Here is a 17,111-nt window from a genome sequence, read left to right as displayed (position 1 = left end):
ACATCAAGTTATTTGACCCCTGCCGGGGTCAGATGTTTATAGAAAGACCCTGTTTACTATAAATATCTGACCCCGCAGGGGTCAAACTTTGATGAGTACATTTAATTCTGCTTGATTGCAGTACATAAAAACGCAACTACCCACAACAAAGGTTATAATTTGGTAACACTCAGATAACAGCTTATTAATGTAGTTGCAGTCTCTTTGCAGCGAGAAATCTTATCATCCAACTGCATGAAAAAACAACTACTTTCTCTCCTTTTACTGGTTCTGTTTGCCTGTTTTGCTATTGACAAAACAAGGGCACAAACCACCCAGGCCTCCATTTCCGGGGTCATTTCCGAAAATCAGAAATCCACACTCCCCGGCGCTACCGTTGTGGTTCGGAACGAATCAACCGGTTTTACGACCGGAACGGTAACCAACGCAAAGGGCGAATACTCCTTTAAAGAGTTACCGCTGGGCGGGCCGTATACCATCCGCGCTACGTTTGTTGGCTTTGGCGAACAAAAAAGAACAGGCTATGCGCTGAATCAGGGCGATGCCGTTCGGGTAAACATGGCGATGCAGGAGGATGGCCAAACGCTTGAGGTCGTGCAGGTTGTGGCGTCGGGCCTGAAAAACAAAATCGAGAATCTGGGAGCCGCAACGGCCGTATCGGCGAAGTCGATTGCGTCGCTTCCGGTCAATGGCCGCAATTTTACGTCATTACTGGACCTCTCACCGCTGAGCCGGGGCGGGAACATTTCAGGGCAGCTTGGCTCATCGACCAACTACACCATCGACGGCATGACAGCCAAAAACCCAACGTCGGCGGGGTCAACCACCAGCCGAAGTGGGGCGCCTTACTCAATTTCTATTGAAGCCGTTCGGGAATTTAAGGTCGTTACCAACCAGTATGATGTTGTTTACGGACGGAGTGGCGGGGGAACTGTTAGCGCGGTAACGAAGGCAGGCACCAACAAACTGAGCGGGAGCGCCTTTGCCTACACGCGGGCCAACTGGCTATCAAGCCCGTATGATATTCGGGGAAATGACCGCAACATTAACTTTTCAACGAATCAGTACGGCTTTTCATTAGGCGGGCCACTCATCAAAAACAAATTGCACTTCTTCGTCGTCTGGGATCATCAGCAGGATTCGCGCCCGTTGATTATTGCCGACGTGCAGTCGCCCGTTGATGAAAGCCGGTTTAACGTGACCCGAGCTACGCTGGATCGATTTGTCGATATAGCCCGCAGCAAATATGGGGTTGCCAACACACTCCAATATGGTTCATTTGATAAACCCCGGAGTTCTAATGCCGCCTTTGCCCGGATCGACTGGCAGATTAACAACAAAAACCTGCTTACGGTACGCAACAACTTCACAAACGACATCAACAAGCTTGGGTTAACGGACAATACCTCCATTAACATTTACGAATCAACAGGGAATGATTTTAACTGGGATAACAGCTTTTTAGCCACGCTGCGGACATCGCTGAATCCCCGGATAACGAACGAATTAAAGCTTCAGCATTTATACACCTATCAGAAAAGCAGCCCTGGCGATCAGTTGCCGGAAGCCAACATTCCCCGGTCAATTGTTGAAAACGTCACGTCAACCGTCGCGGGCGGTACGCGTTCCACCAATATTCAGATGGGCGGGCATCGCTTCGCGCAGGAGGGTTTTGATAATAATGTGCTTCAGTTGGTTGACAATCTGTACTATAATACCGATAAGATTCAGTACACGTTCGGTCTCGACCTGATGTACACCCGCGCACACTCAACGTATGGCAGCGAAGTGAACGGTCGCTTCCATTATACCGTCGATGCAGCGGCTGGCCTGACGGCTTTGGATAAATTTGACCGGGTGCAACCCTACCGCTATTACCGGGAAGTGCCCTTATTACCCGACTGGAGCGTAATCGGCAATACGGTTAATGCCGGTGTTTATGGCCAGATGAGCACCAAACTGGCGCTCGGCTTAGAAATGACCGCCGGTTTGCGGCTCGATTATGCCCATTATCCGTCCTCGCCACTAAACCAGTTGGTGTTAGACGAGGTTGGCGTTCGCACCGACAATAAGCTCAAATCCTTTGTGGTGCAGCCACGGTTGCAGTTGACCTGGGATGTCAATGAACAGCATACGGATTTTATTCGCTTTGGGGCGGGCGTTTTTGCATCGGATATTAATAACTATGCCGTCATTAATAACCTGACGTTCGATGGCAAGCACTTAGCTACGGTGGATGTCCGGGCACCAAATCTGCCAACGGCTGACTTCGCGGCCTATCGAACGAATTACGCCAGCATTCCTTCATTAGCGAACTTTCAACTGCCCACGATCAATACGAACGGTCCCGATGCCCGCGTGCCGGTGATGTACAAAGCCAACCTGTCCTACAACCGCTACCTCACCGATAAGCTGAAAGTGGGGATTGCCGGGTTTATGACCCTGGGCCGTCATAACTACATGTACGTTGACCGCAATATGGTGGCGCAGCCTTTCTTCCGCTTAGCCAACGAAGATAATCGGGGCGTGTTTGTGCCCCTTGACAAGATGCCTGCCAATGGTGCCGGCGACTGGCTGCTGGGTCGTATCAGTCAGAAATTAGGGCGGGTACTGGAGTTAAACAGTCAGGGCAAGGTCAATCAGTTTGCCTTCGTTGCCGATGCGACCTATCAATATTTAAAGGATGGAGAAATTTCCCTCAGTTACACCTGGAATGACACGAAAGACAATACGTCGTATAACGGAAATGTGGCCAACACGGCTACGCTGGTCTTACCGGTAAAAGATGACCCGCGTGATTTAAGCAAAATGACGTACTCGGATAATCATTTCCGCCATAAGGTCGTCTTCTACGGAACACTGCCAAGCTTCCTGGGCATTACGGTAGGGCTTCGTTATTCGGGTATTGGCGGAACCCGGTATACGTTGTTGTCTGGTGCAAACACCAATGCCGACTTTGTGGGTACGAATGACCTGGCCTTTATATTTGATAAAAATGCCGAGGGTATCCCTGCCAACGTGAAAACAGGTTTGCAGGCCATTCTGGACAATCCCGACGCAAGCCAGAGTATCAAAGATTACATTAATACCTATTCGGGCAAAATAGCCGAACGGAATGGCGGCATCAATGGATTTTATGGCGTGTTTGACATCAGAGCCAGTAAACGATTCAGACTGTTCAGAACCCATACCCTTGAACTATCGGCCGATGTATTCAACTTCGCCAACCTGCTGAACAAAACCTCAGGAGCGAATCAGTCGCTGGGTAGCCAGGCGTTATATGCGCTCGGTATTCCCGCAACAGGTACGTCGCCTGCCGTTGCTGGCTTCGACAGGACAAATCAGAAGTTTGTGTATCGGGTAAACACGGCGGGTGTGGTTAACCCATCGGGCGATCCGTACCAACTTCAGCTCGGAGCACGCTATAGCTTTTAAGTAAAACAATAGATTAACGTCAAGTCTTGACGTAGTTTTTTGTCATGCTGACGAAGGAAGCATCTTAAAACATCATCACCAATCAATAAGGGTGCTTTAAGATGCTTCCTTCGTCAGTATGACAAAAAACTAATGAATTTTACAGACTATTTGCGATGAAACTGACTCTCCTGTTCGCGTTGCTGTTGTGTTCACACAGCCTGCTTGCCCAGCCTAAATTTGATCGGCAGGGCCACCGGGGCTGCCGGGGGCTGATGCCGGAGAACACAATTCCGGCGATGAAAAAAGCGATGGATCTGGGCGTTCAGACGCTGGAACTGGACGTTGTGATCTCAAAAGACAACCAGGTTGTGGTTTCCCACGATACCTACATGTCGTCGCACATAGCGCAGAAACCGGATGGAACACCGGTGTTAGCCAGCGAAGAGAAGTCCATTAAGTTGTATCAGTTGCCCTATGCGGAAATAAAGAAGTTTGACGTGGGCAGCAAGCCGCACCCTGACTTTGGCCAACAGCAGAAATTGCGGGCCTATAAACCACTGCTTGCTGACCTGATCGACTCGGTAAACACATACGCAAGCGTTAAGGGATTGCCCCTGCCGAAGTTCAATATCGAGATTAAATCGATGCCCGCAACCGATGGCGTGTATCATCCCGAACCCAAGGATTTTGTCAGGCTGGTGCTTGCTGTTTGCCAAAGTAAAAACCTCGGCAAGCGGTTGATTATCCAATCGTTCGATGCCCGACCCCTACAGTTAATTCACCAGCAATTTCCCGCCATTTCACTCGCTTACCTGACAGCAAATCCAAAATCGCTAAGCGAAAACCTGACTACCCTGGGTTTCACGCCCTATGCCTACAGCCCGTATTATAAAACGGTAACCAGCGAGGTCGTGAAGGCTTGTCATGAGCAGGGTATGGTCATTATTCCCTGGACCGTCAATACCAAAACCGAAATTGAAAGTCTGCTTCAGTTGGGCGTCGACGGCATCATTTCCGATTATCCCAACCTGTTCTGATTTTAGCATCACGGGTATTTTGAGTTACTGCCATGCGGTGCTCCTAATACTCCCCTTCACCCGGTTCTTTGGTTTTCTTTTTGGCCTGATGTAGCCGGTAATTGAACGTCAGGTTAATTTGTCGCAGGCGGCCCTGTCCATTGGTTTCGGTGTAGAAATTCGCGCCCTCGGTAATGGAGCGGAACCGGCGGGAATTGAATACGTCAATGACGTTCAGCACGAGGGTGCCGTTGTTGTTCAGCACGTCTTTACTCATCGACAAATCCAGCGTAGCAATGGCCTGTCGCGTGCCCTGCGGTGTTTTTTGGGGCGCTTCGTAATTGCCTCGTCCCTGTAACTCCGTTCCTTTCCAGAAGGTAAACCGGGAGGTCAGCCGGGTGAACCAACTGTAGGTATCGCTCTGGTAACTCGCGTCGAGGTTGCCGCCGTTGGTGATGGCCCGGAAAACGTTAACGCTGCCATCGAGTTTCCACCATTTGTAAGCTGCATATGAACCGGCAAATTCAGCGCCATACGAGTTTTCAGTGGCTAAGTTTTCGGGACGGGTGTTGGAGTTGCCCCGCTCGTCGACCCGCCGAATCCGAATAATTTTGCCGGTAGTGTAGCGATAATAAACCGACGAGCTAAACGACCCTTTTTCCACGTATTTGATATGCCCGATTTCAAACGCATCGGTAAATTCGGGATTCAGATCAGGGTTGCCGCTGAAGAAGTTGCGGCTGTCGCTGAAGGTCATAAACGGGCTTAAATCGTTGTACTGAGGCCGACGCACCCGGCGGCTGTAACTAACTTGCAGGGCATGTTGGCGGGGCAGGTCATAGGTCGCATGTACGCTCGGAAACAGATTGGCATAGTGACGGGGGTTCACCTCAGCCGTTTGTTTGAGCGTCGTTGTCACGTCGGTCCACTCCGCCCGCAGGCCCATCTGGTACGAGAATTTGCGAATCTTGTTACTCGCGATGCCATACAGCGCGTTAATCTTCTCCTCATACAGAAAATCATTGGTCAGGTTGGGTAACGGAAACGAACTGCCATCCGAGTTTTGCTGCGTCACCGAATAATCGTTGGTCATGTTTCGTGAACTGCTTCGCAGGCCCCCTTCCAGTTTCCCGTCTTTTCGGAACGGCTGCACATAATCGACCTGCACCAGAATCTGCTTCTCCGTTTCGTCGTTAATGGCCCGTTGCAACAGGTTCGGAATACCCGATGGGCCGCCGTTTGCCAGAACGGTTTTCTGGGTAAATAACTGGTCTGATTTTTCCCAATTATCTAAATAGCGCACGTCGGCGGTGAGTTCATGGCCCTCCCGTGCAAACGTTTTTTTGTAGCTCAGGGTGTATTCTGCATTCGGCTCCGATTCGGTTTCATCCTGCGTTCGGAGGGTTGTGCTTTGCAGGGCGTTGGTATTGGGCTGATAATCCAGATACTGAATATCGGCGAAGCGTTTTCCCTTGCTGAGTCGCCAGGTGTACGACGCCGTCAGGATGCTTTTCGGACTGAAAAAATAGTCGATACCAGCGCGGGCATTGTTGTTTTGCCCTTTAAGCTGATTCATTGAATTTTGTCGGGACGTAAACGTTGAATCGTTGCGGTAGACTTCCTGATACAGCGAATTCCGGCCCGGCGTATTGCGAAACGACGCGGTGTAATTGACAAAGAAATTCAGATTTTTACGCCGGTAATTGACATTGGCCGAAGCTCCGAAATTGGCAGGATAACCCGTAATGACATCGAACGAGCCATTAAAGCCTTCCTTTCGTTCTTTCTTCAGCACGATGTTGATAATGCCGCCCATGCCCTCGGCTTCGTACCGGGCCGAGGGGTTCGTGATCACTTCCACCCGCTCCACCATGCTGCCCTGCAATTGCTGCAGGCCGCTTCCGCCTTTAAGACTCACCAAACCCGATGGTTTTCCATCAATCAAAATTCGCACGCTGTTGCTGCCGCGCAAACTGACATTTCCTTCGCCATCCACCGCCACCGAGGGAATGTTTTTCAGAATATCGGAGGCCGTTCCGCCCGCATTCGCCAGGTCTTTGCCTACATTGAACACCCGTTTGTCGAGCGTTAATTCCATCTGGCTTTTCTCACCGACGACAACTACTTCGTCCAGCTTTTTCACGCTGGATTTGAGCGCCAATATCCCAAGCGGCACATCCTGGTCGGCCACCTGAAAAGCGGGCATCGTTTTCTCCTGATACGATACCGCACTGATTTTTAGATAATAATGGCCGGGTTTGCTTTGCAACTCAAACTTCCCGGCTTCATCGGAGACGACGCCCGTTACCAGCGTTGCCCCTGAAACCTGATACAACGCCACCGAGGCAAAGGGTACGGGTTTATTTTCGTCATCGACAAACGTGCCGCGAATCCAGGCCTGCCGGGCAGGTGGGCTGTTTTGCCCGAAAAGGAGAGTTGAGAAAAGAAGAAAAAAGAGAAAGCTGATGCTGGTAAAAAGTTGCTTCATGGTTGAGCAGGCAGTCGGTCAAATGACGTTGAGAAAGGTTTTAATGCAAAGAAATAAAGGATTGTGATCTACCAGTTTCGGATAGTTTAAGTAGGTCGATAAGCGAGAACAGAATTTGTCCGATCAAATGTCGGGCGGGCTGATTATTTAGGGAAATCAACTTAGCTGAATGCCGCTTTTTCGCTGCTAAATCGGGAAATTTTGGTTCTCTGTTTATAGCGTGGCTGGGAAGCCACGCTACATGTCATGGCAGAATATAGACCGTTAGCGACCGGGCACCATGGGCGCCAATGACTAAACTTTGCTCGATGTCGGCGGTTTTGGATGGGCCGCAAATAAAGGTGCCGAATCCGGTAGCATCGACCTGTAGTTTCCGGTATGCATCGTGCATGTTGGCCACGATTGTCGATTGCCGGATGATGATGATTAAGTATTGCGTAATCATGGGCACTACGCGCTGCGGCAATTGACGTTCATCGACCCAAATGGCCGCATTTTCAGCAACGGCCAACGGCCCTTCGATGATGGCCAGATTCAGTCCGGCCAAGTCATGTGGGTCGGCGACGTTTAGGGTTGTATCGGCGATGGATGCCAGTTCAGGGCAGGTAGTCGCCATGTTTGTCAGGCCGGGGTATTGCGCCCGGATATGCGCTTCGATGGCTGGATAATCGGGCATCTCCACCACTACGCCACCCACAAAGGCCAGTGTATCAATGAATTGTTTTGTCAGGTCGGGGAATGACGAAATAAACGTGAACTGCTCCGGTAATGGCAGCAACGACGGTTGATTGGCGCGGATTGCGGCCAGCATATTGTCGCGGGTCGTCATGATTTTTTCTGATTGATGTACCAGTCGCGGAAACTTTCGGCGGGCGGTTCGGGCATGTCGCGTTGTGTGTACCAGGGATTGAAGCGATTTTCGACCGTCACCGGCGCGAACCGCAATACCCCCCGCCCAACTTTACCCGCCATCCGGTAGAGCCGGGGCGACTCCAGCACGGTTGCCATCGCCTTCATCGACAGCGTTTTAGCAGTGGGGCCATAGCCTTCCTGCATCAGCACCTGCCGCCATTTATAAAGCTGGTCGTGAATGTCGATTTTTACCGGACAAACGTTGGAACACGACCCGCAGAGGGTAGACGCAAAGGGCAGGTCGGCGTTGAGCTTCATGTCTAAGTTCGGGGCCAGAATCGAGCCAATCGGTCCGGCAATGGCGCTGTGATAACTATGCCCCCCCGACCGCCGGTAAACCGGGCAGGTGTTCAGGCAGGCCGCACACCGGATACACTTGAGCGAGTTCCGAAAATCAGGACGACCCAACTGACGACTGCGGCCATTATCGACAATAACGATGTGCATCTCCTGTCCCGGACGTGGTTTGTGAAAATGGCTGGAAAAGCTCGTGATGGGTTGGCCCGTTGCCGACCGGGCCAGCAAGCGCAGAAAAACGCCCAAGTGTTCAGCGCGGGGAATGATTTTTTCAAAGCCCATAGCGGCAATGTGAACGTCGGCTAAGTGCGCGCCCATGTCGGCGTTCCCTTCGTTGGTGCAAACCACGAATCCGCCCGTTTCGGCAATGGCAAAATTAACACCCGTGAGCGCCACTTTACGGGTCAGAAACGTTTCGCGCAGATGCTGCCGGGCCGCTTCGGTGAGGTATTGCGGGTCGGTCGCGCCCTTATCGGTGCCGAGGTGTTGGTGAAAAGTTTCGCCCACGTCGGCCTTCGTCAGATGAATGGCTGGCAGCACAATGTGGGACGGTGGTTCGCCCCGCATCTGCACAATTCGTTCGCCCAAATCGCTGTCAATCACCTCAATACCGTGCCGGGTCAGGTAGTCATTAAGGTGGCATTCTTCGGTCAGCATCGACTTCGATTTCACCATCCGGCTGGCCCCGGCCTGTTGAATCAGGCGGTGAATAATGGCGTTGTGCTCATCGCCATCGGCCGCCCAATGCACCGTAATGCCCTTCGCAATCGCGTTTTTTTCAAACTGCACCAGCAAATCGTGCATGTTCGACAGCACATGATTTTTTATCTGCGACGCGGCTTCGCGCAGTTGCTCCCACTCGGGCACCTGAGCCACGGCGCGGTCGCGTTTGGTGCGAACAAACCAAAGCGTTTCGTCGTGCCAGTCGACCCGGGGTTCATTTTTATTGAACTCGGTGGCAGCGTGGGCGTGGTCTAAATTGAGTTGGTTCATTTCTGCAGTTTTCTGTTTTCCGTTTTCTGTTTACAGTTTCCGTTAGCAATCATGAATAGACTGATGCGTCAGTAACTCTTGCGCCAGCCAACTGAAAACAGAAAACTGCAAACAGAAAACAGTTACACCGTTGCCGTTAAAATTTCTGCAATGTGTTTAACCTGCACGGCAGAATTGGCTCGTTTCAGGATGCCTTCGAGGTGCATCAGACACGACACATCGACACCGGTGATATAGTTGACGCCATGCCGCAGGTGATCGGCCACGCGATCTTTGCCCATCTTCACCGAGACGGCTTCTTCTGTCACGCAGAAGGTGCCGCCAAACCCACAGCATTCATCGCGCCGGTCGAGTTGAACCAGCTCGAGGCCATTCACTAAGTTGAGCAGCTGTACCGGCTTGGAAAAAGGCGGTGCCACTAATTCCGACATCTGCGACAGGCCCAGCCCGCGCTGTCCGTGGCAACTCTGGTGCAGCCCTACGCGGTAGGGAAACGCAGCGTCCAAGGTCGAAATCTTCAGCACATCGGTCAGAAACTCAGTGAGTTCGTAGATGCGCGACCGAATAGCCGTAGCGGCTTCTTCGTTGGTTGCGTGCAGGTGGTGTTTAATATGCAGCGTGCAACTACCCGATGGCGACACGATGTATTCACAGTTGGCAAAGTTCCGCACGAAATTATCGTTACAGCCGCCTGTCAGGTGCGCGTAACCGGAGTTGGCCATTGGCTGACCACAGCAGGTTTGCTGGAGTGGATAATCGACGTCACAGCCTGCTTTTTCCAGTAGCTTCAGCGTAGCGATGGCCACCTTCGGATAAAACTGGTCGACGTAACAGGGAATAAATAAGCCAACTTTCATGAGTCATTCAGGCGTAACAGTGGCATCGGTTTACAAAGATAAACCGGTAGAACGGTTGCTGTAACACTTTATTCATGGAAAACCCAGGGTTGAAACGGCTGCGACCGTCCTGGGCTGACGCGAACCAGAATCAGGTAACAAAACTAACGTTTAACGGTAACCACTCCGTCCTATACTTTCCTATCTATTACAAACTTATCCACGGCCCGATAAGCAAATAAGGCCTATCGCAACTCGTTGATGGGGCATCCGTCCATATCACCATAATCTAAATTTTCGCCAGCCATACCCCAGATGAACGTGTAATTCGACGTGCCTGAACCGGCGTGAATCGACCAGTTTGGCGAAATAACTGCCTGCTCATTCTGCATCCAGATATGGCGGGTTTCCTGCGGCTGCCCCATAAAATGGCAAACGCTCTGACCTGCGGGAATGTCGAAATAGAAATAGACCTCCATCCGCCGGTCGTGGGTGTGGGCGGGCATGGTATTCCAGACGCTGCCCGGCTTCAGTTCGGTCATGCCCATTTGCAACTGGCAGGTGGGCAGCACACTATTGACAAGTAGTTTATTGATTGTCCGATGATTAGCTGTTTCCAAACTCCCCAGTTCGACCACTTCGGCCTGCTCCCGCGATACTTTCCGGCTTGGATAGGTCGTATGAGCCGGTGCTGAATTCAGGTAAAATTTGGCTGGGTTGGCGGCTTCGTCGGAGTGAAATTCAACCTGCCGGGTTCCTTTGCCGAGGTAAAGGGCTTCTTTACGCCCCAGTTCATAGGTTTCGCCATCGGCAACGACCCGGCCCGGTCCGCCAACGTTGACAGTGCCCAGTTCACGGCGTTCCAGGAAATAATTCGCCTTTAGATTTTCGGGGGTTTCCAACCTGATCGGGCCTTGCACGGGCATGGCTCCGCCCGTCAGGTAGCGGTCAAAAAAGGTGAGCACCCACGGGCATTTGTCAGCAACGAACAGGGTTTCGATCAGGAAATTCTGCCGCAATTGGGTGGTATCCATTGCGTTAACTTCGTTAGGCGAGGTGGCAAATCGACTCTCAAATAATTCGTAACTCATAGTAGATTATCAGGCTGTATGGTAGCTAAAGCAAAAACAGCGTAGAATGTACCTATACAAACCCTCACAAGTAAAGTAAAAAGTGATTCCCTCACCCCCGGCCCCTCGCCTTGGGGGAGAGGGGCCGGGGGTGAGGGAAATCTGTGTCCAATTGGGTAGATTTTAACCTTCGTTCGCTTGTTGACCTGTATTAATTAGTCAGAAATCGAACTAATAAGCCAAAGAAACAGCCTGAAAATGAGCCATTCACCTAAAACAAGACTTCTTTTTGCCAGTGTTTTACTTGCCGTGTTTGTAAACTTCATCTCTGCCGATACGGACGTCTTTTCGTCGGACTACATCAAAAGTACGATGCTCAAAGTCGTCGGCTGGCAACTGAAAAATCCCAAACACAAAACTACCGACTGGACGAACGGCGCGTTTTATGCCGGTGTCTTTGCGGCTTACGAAACCACCAAATCGCCGGTCGTGCTCGATTCATTGATGGCCATGGGCAACCGCACCGGCTGGAAACCCGGCGACCGCTACGACCATGCCGATGATATTGCCATTTGCCAAACCTATATTAATCTCTACCGACTCAAAAAAGACCGCCGGATGATTCAGCCGACCATCGACACCGTTCAGAAAATGAGCCGGGTGCCGGGCAGCGAGGTCAAAAACCACGGCATTACGTGGTGGTGGTGCGATGCCCTGTTCATGGCTCCGCCCGTGCTGGGGCAATTGGGTAAAACCCTCAACGACCCGTCGTACTACGCCCTCAACGATTCGCTTTTCAAACAAACCTATAAGCTGCTCTATAACGAAGAGGAAGATCTGTTTGCCCGCGACGCATCGTATCTGTGGAACGCAGCAGGCGAAGGCAAACGGGAAAGCAATGGCAAAAAGCTGTTCTGGTCGCGGGGAAACGGCTGGGTAATGGGTGGTTTGGTGCTGTTGCTGAAGGAGTTGCCAGTTAATCATCCTTCCCGTAACTGGTACCTGACGCTCTATAAAGACATGAGCGCCCGCTTATTGTCGCTGCAACAGGCCGACGGCTTGTGGCGGTCCAGCCTACTCGACCCCGAGGCTTATCCGGGTGGCGAAGGCAGCGGGTCGGGCTTCGATTGTTATGCGCTGGCCTGGGGAATCAATCAGGGAATTCTGAATAAGAAAACGTATTTACCCGCCGTTCAGAAAGCCTGGACGGGCCTGAACACGCTGGTTTCTGCCGAAGGGCGCGTGGGCTGGGTGCAGCCAATTGGGGCCGATCCGCGCCGTAATTTCACCGCCGATAGTTGGGAAGTTTACGGGTCGGGTGCGTATCTGCTGGCCGGTTCTGAAGTAATAAAAATCCGTGACTTAGTGAGGAAGTAAGGTATAGTCTAACTCGATTATGAACAGATCCGGCTTTGTCTTGTTTCTGCTTATTTCGCTGGTAAACCAGGCACAGCCACCATCTGTGCCTGGTAATGGCCTTGGTCAACACCCATTTCTGTCTGCTGGCGTGTGGGATCATCGCAATGCTCTGCAAACGATTTGGGTGGTTCGGGATGGTAAGGTTGTCTGGTCGTATGGCATTCCGGTCAAGGATGAAGCCAAAAGGAGAAATCGTTTGGGAGTTCACCCAGCGGGACGTGCCTGCCATTAAACTCTATAACATACAGGAAGTTATCCGCCTGACGAATGGCAACACGGTGATCTGCAACTGGTGTGCCAATGGCATCAAAGACCCGAACAACTGGCCGGGTTCCGTTCAGGTACTGGAGGTAACACCCGGCAAAAAAATGGTCTGGACGTTAAGCTCCTGGCAGGCCCCCGCCGATCTTGGCCCGGCGTCATCTATTCAGCTATTAGCTCAGCAGGGCAGCGCCGAAAATGGTGATCTGCAACGGTAGGGCCATCTAACTTAAGTTCTATTTTCCTTCTTTTAACAGGCAAAACCACCGGCTCATAACAACGTTTGTGAGTCGGCAAAAAAAACTCTTTTTTCGGGCTAACCAATTTTCTATACGTTTTGGTAACGTTCCCGATAACGATTGCATAAAAATAAGTTGATAGTTTCTCTATTATATACAATTTTATAATGAAGCTTACGAACCGAAGTAGCCAAAAAGCCGATTGCTTAAAATTTATCTTACCTTAGACTAATCTGTAAAATTCCCGTCGTTATGATAGCCAGATTTTCTTCTCAATCGCATAACCAACAACAGGGAAATGGCTTTATTGCGGTTCATAAAAATCCATTGGCACCCTTGTACAAATTACAGTTTAATCCCAAAGACAAGACGCCCAAGTATAAGCAGATTGTGCAGTCGGTCATCACGGACATTGAACGGGGAGTTCTGAAAAATAATGAGCAGCTCCCGTCCATCAGCGAGTTGAGTGTCGAGTATTATTTAGCCCGCGATACCGTTGAGAAAGCCTATCGGGAACTCCGCGAACTGGGCCACATCACGTCGGTGCAGGGTAAGGGATACTACGTTCAGGTCAGCAGCACACCGAAACTAAAAATTCTCCTTATTTTCAACAAGCTCAGTTCGTACAAGAAAATTATTTATTACGCCTTTCTGAAAGCCCTCGGCGACAAAGCCACCGTCGACCTTCAGGTTCACCATTACAGCGCACAGAACTTCCAGGACATTATTGAAAAGAATCTGGGTAAATACAATTATTACGTTGTGATGCCGCATTTCACGCAGGATCTGGACAAAGCCGATTACATGAGCGTGCTGGCCAGTATTCCTTCCGGCGAGTTAGTGCTGCTCGATAAAGACGTAGAAGAACTACCCGGCACTCCATTGAGTGTGCATCAAAACTTCGATAAAGACATTAGCGAAGCGCTGGAAAACGCCCAGGATTTGCTGGCTAAATACAGCCGGATGGTGCTTATTCTGCCGAGCGATGGCAACTACCCCGTTGAAATTGCACGCGGCTTTCGGTCGTTCTGCGTCAACTTCAGGAAGGAGTTCACCATTAAAGAGAATGCCGTAGATGAGACCCTCACAACGGGCACGGCCTATGTCGTGATCGAAGAAACGGATTTGTCGGAGTTAGTCAAAAAAGTCCGGCAGTCGAGTTATCAACTCGGCAGTGACATCGGCATTATTTCCTTCAACGAAACCACGCTGAAGGAACTACTAAATATTACCGTGATTACGACTGATTTCGAAGCAATGGGCTACACGGCGGCCTCGCTGCTACTCGACCACAAACGGATAAAAGTCAAGAATCCGTTCTACATGATTCGGCGTGGGTCGTTGTAAAAAGCGAAAGAGCGAAAGAATGAAAATAAGATGCGTCAGCTTTTCGCTCTTTCATTAAACCATGAACCCTAAACGTCCGGTTACCATTAAGGACATTGCCCGGAAATTCAGATGCTCGCCCTCTACAGTGTCGCGGGCGTTGAACAACCACTATGCCATTAATGAAGATACCCGAAGGAACATTCAGGAGTACGCACAAAAAGTTGGCTACCAGCGAAATTCGGTTTCGCTGAGTTTGCTGAACAAGTTAACCGGCTCGCTGGGTATTATTGTCCCAACCATCAGTAACTATTACGAATCGTCGGTGATTGATGGGCTTCATTCGGCTTTGCAGCCGCTGGGCTACTCGCTCACCATTTGCGTAACCAATGAAAGCAGTCGGATAGAAGCTGAGTACATTTCCAGTTTGTTGGCTAACCGGGTCGAGGGTATTTTTTTATCGGTTTCGCAGGACACCTATAACTCAGGTTACTGCGACCATTTAGAGGCCGTTCTGAAACGGCGGATTCCGCTTATTTTTATCGATCGCGACTATACCGGCTTCAACACCAGCCGGGTTACGGTCGATGACTATCATGGCGCCTATACCGTTGTGGAGCATTTGGTCAAAATGGGCTGCCAGCGCATTGCTCATTTAAAAGGACCAAACGGGCTGACGGTTTCCGAACAACGCTTTTCGGGCTACGTCGACTGCCTGAAACGATACGACCTACCAATCCGGGAAGACCTGATTATCAACACTAATTTCAAGATTGAGAGCGCCATTATACCCACCAAAAACCTTCTCGACGCGGCCTCCCCACCCGACGCTATTTTTGGGGTAAACGACGAGGTGGCCATTGGCGCAATGCGGGTTATTAACGACCGGGGCTTACAGATTCCCAACGACATTGCCCTGGTGGGCTTCGATAACTCGCCCACATCGGCCTATATGTATCCGTCGTTAACGACCGTAGCGCGGCCCGGTCGGGAAATCGGCACCGAAGCGGCCCGGCTTTTTCTACGTCAACTGAACACCGCTGATGACTTTTCGGAAGAAGCTATTATTTTACCTTCCAGCCTGATTATCCGGGAGTCTTCACTGCGGAATACGCAGGCAGGTGTTTGAGTGATGGAGTAAGTAGAATTAATTTAGCCTTTTACCCCCAACCCCCTGAAGGGAGCTTTAGTCATGCTCAGACAAAGCCCCCTTCAGGGGGTTGGGGGTATCTGATACGAAAGATTCAGGTCGTAGGTTAGCCAAAAACGCCCGTCAATGGATTCCACCATCAACGGACGCTTTAATTCACTAACTCGTATGTATTCGTATCAATTACAACTCAATCTGCGCGAACTCGATTAAATTTTTATTGTTCGCGTTTTTCACTTCATACGCCACCAGAAGTTGATTATCGACTATAATGCCGCTGGCGTTTGTGCCGCTCCGGTTAGTTTTCACAAACTGCGTGGCCGGATTCTGCTCGGCTTTGATGTTTTTGTAGGCAATCACCGATGTCAGCCCCGCTTCGGTGGTCTGATTCTGCTCCCACAGCAACACCGACGATTTCGGGGCCGACACTAAATACGCATTCTTAGCCGTCGGCTCATCGAGCACTAACAGCCGTTTTCCCTGCTGCGTAACGACCCGGATGCCCGGCGACTCGGTCGTGCCGGAAAACCAGGCAATCAGGTTCGTACCTGTGCCCACAACGGACGTAGGTCCTGAATGCGGGCATCCGTTTACCTTCCAGTTGTCGGCAAAGAGAATGGCTGGCTTCGAGAAACTCGCCCCATTGTCGGTCGAACTCATGCGGGCAATATCCCGGATGTTTTCCTGGTTTTCGCGGTAGTACATGTGCAGGGTTCCGGCATTGTCGACAAGCAGACTGATGTTGCAGCAATCGCAGACGAAGGGGTCAAGAGTTTTTTCCGTACCGAACCGATCGCCCGTTGAGGTCACAAACCGCAAATCGCGCTGGTGGGCCTGCCCTTCAATGTCGTTCAGATAAGCCACGCCAATTTCGCCATTGGCCAGCACCACCGCATCGAAAAATCCACGAACAAGATTGGGTGTTTTGTCGGTGTAAACGGGCGCAGGCTGGCTCCAGGTGTTGCCCTGGTCTTTCGACAGGCAATACACAATCTGTAAATCGCGGGGGCGTCCACCACTCGGCGGGCTGCTTTGGGGCTTTGCGTCGCTATGTTGATGCGTGGCATTATGGTCATGCGTGGCGGCTGGAACGGGCTGGGTAGCAGCAGTTTGAGATGCACTTAAATCAGTGCCACGCACCGAGAAAACCGCGACAAGCGAACCATCTCTCTTAAACAGAAGTTTGGGGCGCATCAACCGCGAACCGCCAAGGCCCTCCGACGCAAAAATTAGTTTTTTATCGCCAAAAGTCTTCCCCCTGTCGGCCGATTCGGCCCAGTAGAGATAAACGATGCTGTTTTTATCTTTCTCGGTCCACGATACGGCGGCAGTCCCTTTAGGCGTTTTTGTGAGCGTTGGTACTGCATACGTGCGGGTTGTGTCAGTGAACAGGCCATTTGCCCGTGCGTTCAGGCCAAAAACAAGAGTCAGGCACACCAACCCGACAAGTGTAAAAATAGTATTGAGTTTCATTATTTAGATTGAGTATAAGTAAGCCGCAAAGATTGCGGCTCAGCGTTTACAATCCAACTATTATTTAGCCTACTTATTTATATAGACCAGACTTTTCACTGAGCCTACCCCTTCCCTGACTCTACAACGCGCTAAACGGGTACGAGTCTTCGCTAATTTTCTGAACTTCACGGCTACAGGTAAAATTTTATGCTCATCAGTATGAGTTTCCAGG

The 17,111-nt window shown here is 50.9% G+C and carries 12 protein-coding genes; 6 read left to right on the top strand and 6 right to left on the bottom strand.

Annotated features, from left to right (window positions below; translation table 11 throughout):
• The first annotated feature begins 234 nt into the window (after positions 1-234).
• Together ACYVI1_RS14685 and ACYVI1_RS14680 are read left to right on the top strand one after the other, a co-directional pair.
• Positions 235-3,435: a TonB-dependent receptor gene (locus tag ACYVI1_RS14685; RefSeq protein WP_460911358.1), complete on the top strand. Its 3,201-nt coding sequence runs from the start codon at positions 235-237 to the stop codon at positions 3,433-3,435.
• Between the two features lie 155 nt (positions 3,436-3,590).
• Positions 3,591-4,454: a glycerophosphodiester phosphodiesterase family protein gene (locus tag ACYVI1_RS14680; RefSeq protein WP_460911357.1), complete on the top strand. Its 864-nt coding sequence runs from the start codon at positions 3,591-3,593 to the stop codon at positions 4,452-4,454.
• Between the two features lie 43 nt (positions 4,455-4,497).
• Here ACYVI1_RS14680 and ACYVI1_RS14675 read toward each other — a convergent pair whose 3' ends face one another.
• From ACYVI1_RS14675 to kduI, 5 genes are all read right to left on the bottom strand, one after another.
• A complete protein-coding gene (locus ACYVI1_RS14675; RefSeq protein WP_460911356.1) occupies positions 4,498-6,921 on the bottom strand; it encodes a TonB-dependent receptor in 2,424 nt (807 codons plus the stop codon).
• 244 nt (positions 6,922-7,165) lie between these two features.
• Complete coding sequence (locus tag ACYVI1_RS14670; RefSeq protein WP_460911355.1) at positions 7,166-7,750, bottom strand: LutC/YkgG family protein; 585 nt, start codon at positions 7,748-7,750, stop codon at positions 7,166-7,168.
• Positions 7,747-9,123 (bottom strand): lactate utilization protein B, encoded by a 1,377-nt coding sequence (locus tag ACYVI1_RS14665; protein ID WP_460911354.1) that lies wholly within the window; start codon positions 9,121-9,123, stop codon positions 7,747-7,749. Before ACYVI1_RS14665 ends, ACYVI1_RS14670 begins: the two co-directional genes overlap by 4 nt.
• Positions 9,124-9,245: 122 nt before the next feature.
• Positions 9,246-9,980 carry a (Fe-S)-binding protein gene (locus ACYVI1_RS14660; protein ID WP_460911353.1) on the bottom strand — a complete coding sequence of 245 codons (735 nt, stop codon included), beginning with the start codon at positions 9,978-9,980 and terminating at the stop codon, positions 9,246-9,248.
• Between the two features lie 224 nt (positions 9,981-10,204).
• Positions 10,205-11,050, bottom strand: coding sequence for a 5-dehydro-4-deoxy-D-glucuronate isomerase (gene kduI, locus ACYVI1_RS14655; RefSeq protein WP_460911352.1), 846 nt, complete (start codon positions 11,048-11,050; stop codon positions 10,205-10,207).
• 237 nt (positions 11,051-11,287) lie between these two features.
• Between kduI and ACYVI1_RS14650 the strand changes: the two genes are divergently transcribed.
• From ACYVI1_RS14650 to ACYVI1_RS14635, 4 genes are all read left to right on the top strand, one after another.
• A complete protein-coding gene (locus tag ACYVI1_RS14650) occupies positions 11,288-12,406 on the top strand; it encodes a glycoside hydrolase family 88/105 protein (RefSeq protein ID WP_460911351.1) in 1,119 nt (372 codons plus the stop codon).
• Between the two features lie 215 nt (positions 12,407-12,621).
• Positions 12,622-12,927 (top strand): hypothetical protein, encoded by a 306-nt coding sequence (locus ACYVI1_RS14645; protein WP_460911350.1) that lies wholly within the window; start codon positions 12,622-12,624, stop codon positions 12,925-12,927.
• A gap of 273 nt (positions 12,928-13,200) precedes the next feature.
• Positions 13,201-14,295: a GntR family transcriptional regulator gene (locus tag ACYVI1_RS14640; protein WP_460911349.1), complete on the top strand. Its 1,095-nt coding sequence runs from the start codon at positions 13,201-13,203 to the stop codon at positions 14,293-14,295.
• Positions 14,296-14,356: 61 nt separating this feature from the next.
• Positions 14,357-15,403, top strand: a complete 1,047-nt coding sequence (locus tag ACYVI1_RS14635; protein ID WP_460911348.1) for a LacI family DNA-binding transcriptional regulator — start codon at positions 14,357-14,359, stop codon at positions 15,401-15,403.
• Between the two features lie 204 nt (positions 15,404-15,607).
• Here ACYVI1_RS14635 and ACYVI1_RS14630 read toward each other — a convergent pair whose 3' ends face one another.
• Entirely contained in the window at positions 15,608-16,897 is a 1,290-nt protein-coding gene (locus ACYVI1_RS14630) for a sialidase family protein (protein ID WP_460911347.1), read from the bottom strand.
• Positions 16,898-17,111 lie beyond the last annotated feature (214 nt).

It is taken from the genome of Spirosoma areae (genome assembly GCF_054781775.1).
This window is presented reverse-complemented; position numbering and strand designations above follow the sequence as displayed.

What these genes read in the sequence shown, in the direction of transcription:
- ACYVI1_RS14685 (WP_460911358.1), top strand. Translation starts at nt 235, where the DNA reads ATGAAAAAACAACTACTTTCTCTCCTTTTACTGGTTCTGTTTGCCTGT.
- ACYVI1_RS14680 (WP_460911357.1), top strand. Translation starts at nt 3,591, where the DNA reads ATGAAACTGACTCTCCTGTTCGCGTTGCTGTTGTGTTCACACAGCCTG.
- ACYVI1_RS14675 (WP_460911356.1), bottom strand. Translation starts at nt 6,921, where the DNA reads ATGAAGCAACTTTTTACCAGCATCAGCTTTCTCTTTTTTCTTCTTTTC.
- ACYVI1_RS14670 (WP_460911355.1), bottom strand. Translation starts at nt 7,750, where the DNA reads ATGACGACCCGCGACAATATGCTGGCCGCAATCCGCGCCAATCAACCG.
- ACYVI1_RS14665 (WP_460911354.1), bottom strand. Translation starts at nt 9,123, where the DNA reads ATGAACCAACTCAATTTAGACCACGCCCACGCTGCCACCGAGTTCAAT.
- ACYVI1_RS14660 (WP_460911353.1), bottom strand. Translation starts at nt 9,980, where the DNA reads ATGAAAGTTGGCTTATTTATTCCCTGTTACGTCGACCAGTTTTATCCG.
- kduI (WP_460911352.1), bottom strand. Translation starts at nt 11,050, where the DNA reads ATGAGTTACGAATTATTTGAGAGTCGATTTGCCACCTCGCCTAACGAA.
- ACYVI1_RS14650 (WP_460911351.1), top strand. Translation starts at nt 11,288, where the DNA reads ATGAGCCATTCACCTAAAACAAGACTTCTTTTTGCCAGTGTTTTACTT.
- ACYVI1_RS14645 (WP_460911350.1), top strand. Translation starts at nt 12,622, where the DNA reads ATGAAGCCAAAAGGAGAAATCGTTTGGGAGTTCACCCAGCGGGACGTG.
- ACYVI1_RS14640 (WP_460911349.1), top strand. Translation starts at nt 13,201, where the DNA reads ATGATAGCCAGATTTTCTTCTCAATCGCATAACCAACAACAGGGAAAT.
- ACYVI1_RS14635 (WP_460911348.1), top strand. Translation starts at nt 14,357, where the DNA reads ATGAACCCTAAACGTCCGGTTACCATTAAGGACATTGCCCGGAAATTC.
- ACYVI1_RS14630 (WP_460911347.1), bottom strand. Translation starts at nt 16,897, where the DNA reads ATGAAACTCAATACTATTTTTACACTTGTCGGGTTGGTGTGCCTGACT.